The sequence below is a fragment of the Mesorhizobium sp. M7A.F.Ca.US.006.01.1.1 genome (assembly GCF_003997935.1).
Classification (GTDB): domain Bacteria; phylum Pseudomonadota; class Alphaproteobacteria; order Rhizobiales; family Rhizobiaceae; genus Mesorhizobium.
The window spans coordinates 1-3,808 of sequence record NZ_RZQL01000399.1; the positions used below are offsets into that span (position 1 = coordinate 1).

The 3,808-nt window shown below is 63.5% G+C and carries 4 protein-coding genes and 1 pseudogene; 3 read left to right on the forward strand and 2 right to left on the reverse strand.

Features of this window, described 5'->3' with window-relative positions; translation table 11 throughout:
- Window positions 1-135: SCP2 sterol-binding domain-containing protein (locus tag EN943_RS35730; RefSeq protein WP_206522879.1), on the forward strand; the 135-nt coding region annotated here is incomplete at its 5' end.
- A 265-nt stretch (window positions 136-400) separates the two neighbouring features.
- Window positions 401-1,243 carry a hypothetical protein gene (locus tag EN943_RS35735; protein ID WP_245476104.1) on the forward strand — a complete coding sequence of 281 codons (843 nt, stop codon included), beginning with the start codon at window positions 401-403 and terminating at the stop codon, window positions 1,241-1,243.
- Here EN943_RS35735 and EN943_RS35740 read toward each other — a convergent pair.
- A complete protein-coding gene (locus EN943_RS35740; RefSeq protein ID WP_127416467.1) occupies window positions 1,208-1,780 on the reverse strand; it encodes an N-acetyltransferase in 573 nt (190 codons plus the stop codon). The two genes, EN943_RS35735 and EN943_RS35740, sit on opposite strands and share 36 nt — an antisense overlap.
- A 153-nt stretch (window positions 1,781-1,933) precedes the next feature.
- Window positions 1,934-3,067, reverse strand: coding sequence for an ornithine/lysine decarboxylase (gene odc2 / locus EN943_RS35745; protein ID WP_023810036.1), 1,134 nt, complete (start codon window positions 3,065-3,067; stop codon window positions 1,934-1,936).
- Window positions 3,068-3,607: 540 nt separating this feature from the next.
- Between odc2 and EN943_RS35750 the strand changes: the two are divergent.
- A pseudogene (locus EN943_RS35750) lies at window positions 3,608-3,808 on the forward strand (amidase); the annotation flags it as partial.

Sequence of the window (3,808 nt, forward strand, 5' to 3'; positions counted from 1 at the left end):
ATCAAGCTCTCACTCGACGATCTGGATTCGCTGATCGCTGGCGACCTGAACCCGACAATGGCGTTCATGACCGGCAAGATAAAGGTCGAAGGCGACATGACCGTTGCCATGGCGCTCAGCCAGCTGATCGGCTGAAGGCATGCATGTCGCAAGCCGCGCGGCGGCTTGGGACAGGCATGCATCAAGGCTGAAGCGCGCCGGTTGATCGATATGGGCGCGCTTTGGGCTTTGCTGGGACACTATCCTCGAGACGGCACATTCGTTCCACGGGCTCCAGCAATCTTGGCACGAAACCTTCAGGCGGCCGGGAACGGCAAGCTGCTCATACCTTTGATTGTGCAATCATCCATTTAGTGTGACCTCGGGCTCCAGACGGGAGCAAATCAGCGAGGTCCGGCAAATGAACATCCACATCGTTCGGGCAGTGGGGCGTGCGATGCTCATCGCTGCCCTGGTTTCGGTGACAGCGGCGGCGGCGGCCGACGAGCGTGTCCTGATTTCCTACGAGGCGACACCTTCCGTGGGCTTCGATCTGCCAAATCTGAAGACGGCCGGCTACGTCGAACGGGCTGCCTTTGCAGCACAGGTGCTTGAGAAGATCGTGCCCAAGGTGGCTGCCAGCATAGGCGTCGATCCGGCTGTGCTTGACAGCGAAGTCACACCGGGCGGCTACCTCCTCAAGACCAATGCGTCGCTGCAAACCGAGGCCGCGCTTGACGACGCAACCGCCGACCGCCTTGCTGCTGCCTTCGGCTACATTTTCCATCAGCACAGCGTGCTTGTGTCGAGGCTGGACGACAGTGGTGGCAGCACCGGCTTCGTAACGGTTCGTTTCCCCAAGGATACACTCGACGCCGCCGTGGCGCAGCGCTTCTTTGAAAAAGCGGACGCCGTGGAAAAAGGCCTGGGCGGCGGTTACACCGCCTTTGGCGACGAGCAGATCTTCCTCAATGTCGTGGACGGCAACGGCAAGTCCTACAGCGGCTTGGACAATGCCGCGTTTCTGGACGGCCTGAAGCGAACGGCAGCCTCTTTTGGGCCGCCGGCTCCGCAAGTTTCGGACTCCGGCACGGCAGCGGCCCGCTTCATAGGCAATGACTGGGACAAAGCCCCAAAGGGCCAGGACTATGCAGCCCGGCTGGGCGGCGCCGGCTCACCAACTGTAACCGCCCTGGATGTCATCGCCACCGAGTATGCCGGGCTGGTTTCAGCCAGCGCGGCGCACTACGGCTGGAACCGATAGCTTGCGGCCGGCAGCCTTCAGCGTGCCGTGCACGCCGTCAAGCGCGCCTTCCACCAGTTCCAGCGCCAGCAGGCGGTGCCGCTCATAGGGTCCCGGCATGGCAAGTGAACCGGTCTTTTCAGCCGAGAAGCCGAAGCGCGCGTAATAGGGCGCATCGCCGACCAGAAGGATAGCGGCATGGCCAAGACGCGCCGCCTCGGCGATGGCCTGGCGCATCAGCGCCGAGCCAATGCCGGCATTTTTCAGCGACGGGTCGACGGCAAGCGGGCCAAGCAGCAGTGCGGCCGCACCGCCCTCGCCCAGCCTGACATCCCACAGCCGCACGGTGCCTGCCACGCCGCCCGACGCATCGCGGGCGACGAAGGCCAGGCCTTCCGAGGGCCGCCGGCCACGCCGCAGCTTCTCCGACGACTTTTTCCTGCGCTTCGGCCCCATGGCCCGATCGAGCAACGCCTCGCGCGCCGCAACATCGGCGGCGGTTTCGGCGACCATCACAAAGGCCGGTGCGTGGCCCTCAATTTCAACTGGCATTTCCATTTCCGCAATCCCTGGCGAGCGGAGATCTGTTCCACAGGCGAGCCCGGGTGGACGACAGTCGCCCACCTGGGATGATCTGATCGGCTCTCTCAGCGCATTTTCAGGCGAAGTTGTGTCCGGTTCGCCGTCCGAAAATGCGCTGAGGAAGCGCCGTCAGATCACGTAGGATCGGAGAGGCTCGAAGCCGTTGAAGGCGACCGCCGAGTAGGTAGTCGTGTAGGCGCCGGTGCCTTCGATCAGCACCTCGTCGCCGATGGTCAGCGACAAAGGCAGCGGATAGGGCGTCTTCTCGTACATCACGTCGGCCGAATCGCAGGTCGGGCCGGCGAGCACGCAAGGTGCTGTCTCCGTGCCGTCATGCGCGGTGACGATCGGGTAGCGGATCGCCTCGTCCATCGTCTCGGCCAGGCCGCCGAACTTGCCGATGTCGAGGAACACCCAGCGCACATTGTCGTTGGCGGCCTTCTTCGAGATCAGCACGACTTCCGACTTGATGACGCCGGCATTGCCGACCATGCCACGGCCCGGCTCGATGATGGTCTCGGGAAGCGCATTGCCGAAATGCTTGCGCAGCGCCGAGAAGATCGCCTGGCCATAGGCCTGGGCGGCCGGCACGTCACGCAGATAGCGCGTCGGGAAACCACCGCCCATATTGACCATCTTCAAGACGATGCCTTCCTCGGCGAGCGTCGCGAACACCACCTTGGCGTCGGCTAGCGCACGGTCCCAGGCGGTCAGGTCGGTCTGCTGCGAGCCGACATGGAACGACACGCCATAGGCGTCGAGGCCGAGCCCCTTGGCATGGCGCAGCACGTCGACGGCCATCGCCGGCACGCAGCCGAACTTGCGCGACAGCGGCCACTCGGCGCCCTCGCCATCGGTCAGCACGCGGCAGAACACGCGCGCGCCTGGAGCGACGCGAGCGATCTTCTCGACCTCTTCGACGCAATCGACGGCGAACAGGCGGATGCCGAGCTGATAGGCGCGTGCGATGTCACGCTCCTTCTTGATGGTGTTGCCGAAGGAGATGCGGTCCGCCGGCGCACCAGCGTCCATCGCCATCTCGACTTCGGCAACAGAAGCGGTGTCGAAGGACGAGCCCATCGCAGCAAGCAGGCGCAGGATTTCCGGCGCCGGGTTTGCTTTCACCGCATAGTAGATCTTGGAATCGGGCAGCGCCTTCTCGAAGGCGCGGAAATTGTCGCGCACGACATCGAGGTCGACGACGAGGCAGGGGCCGGTCGGACGTCGGGTGGCGAGGAAGTCAAGGATGCGCTGGGTGGCCATCGGGGTCTCTCCATCAGCGCCTTTCGGCGCGCAATAAGGCTGCGGGACGCGGGCTGTCAGCCTCGCGAACTCGCGGTGGACAAAGGCGGGACGGAAATCCATGGAACCAGCCGGTGGAGACCCCGGAACCATGAAGCGCCGTCTCGCGGCGGTGAACCTTGGCCTTGCCCGGCCTCGGTTCGCTTTGTCTGCCTTGGCTTGGATGGGAGACCCGTCCGCACTGCCGGCAATGAAGGTGTGCCTCTTCAGTAACCCCGGTTTTTGGACAACCGGCAGAACACCAGAAAGGCCCGCACCGTCGTTGCTTCAAGGTGTCCTCGGGCTGGCGGTTGGCCGCTAGACCGACTGGAGGGGTTGGCTCCAGTTACCTTACCGATTTCCCTCACCATTCGAGGATCGGCGGACACCCACAGGCACGTGCGACTTTGGGCAAGCGCGATATAAGGGCGAAGACTTTCACAATCAATAAAAATCGTATCGCAGGTTGTAAAATTTCTGGCGTCGAACAATGTTGCGGCAACCGTATCCGGATATCGAACGATGACAGGCACGCACGGCCCTCTCAACGCCTTTCTCGATCTTCGCCAGATGCCGGTGGCACATGCCCAGCTTGGCCCGTTGGCCGGCCTGCGGCTGGCCGTCAAGGACATCTACGACGTCGCCGGTTACCGCACCGGTTGCGGCAATTTGCAAAAATTCGCCGAAAGCCACGCGGCCTCGCGCACCGCACCCGCCGTGCAG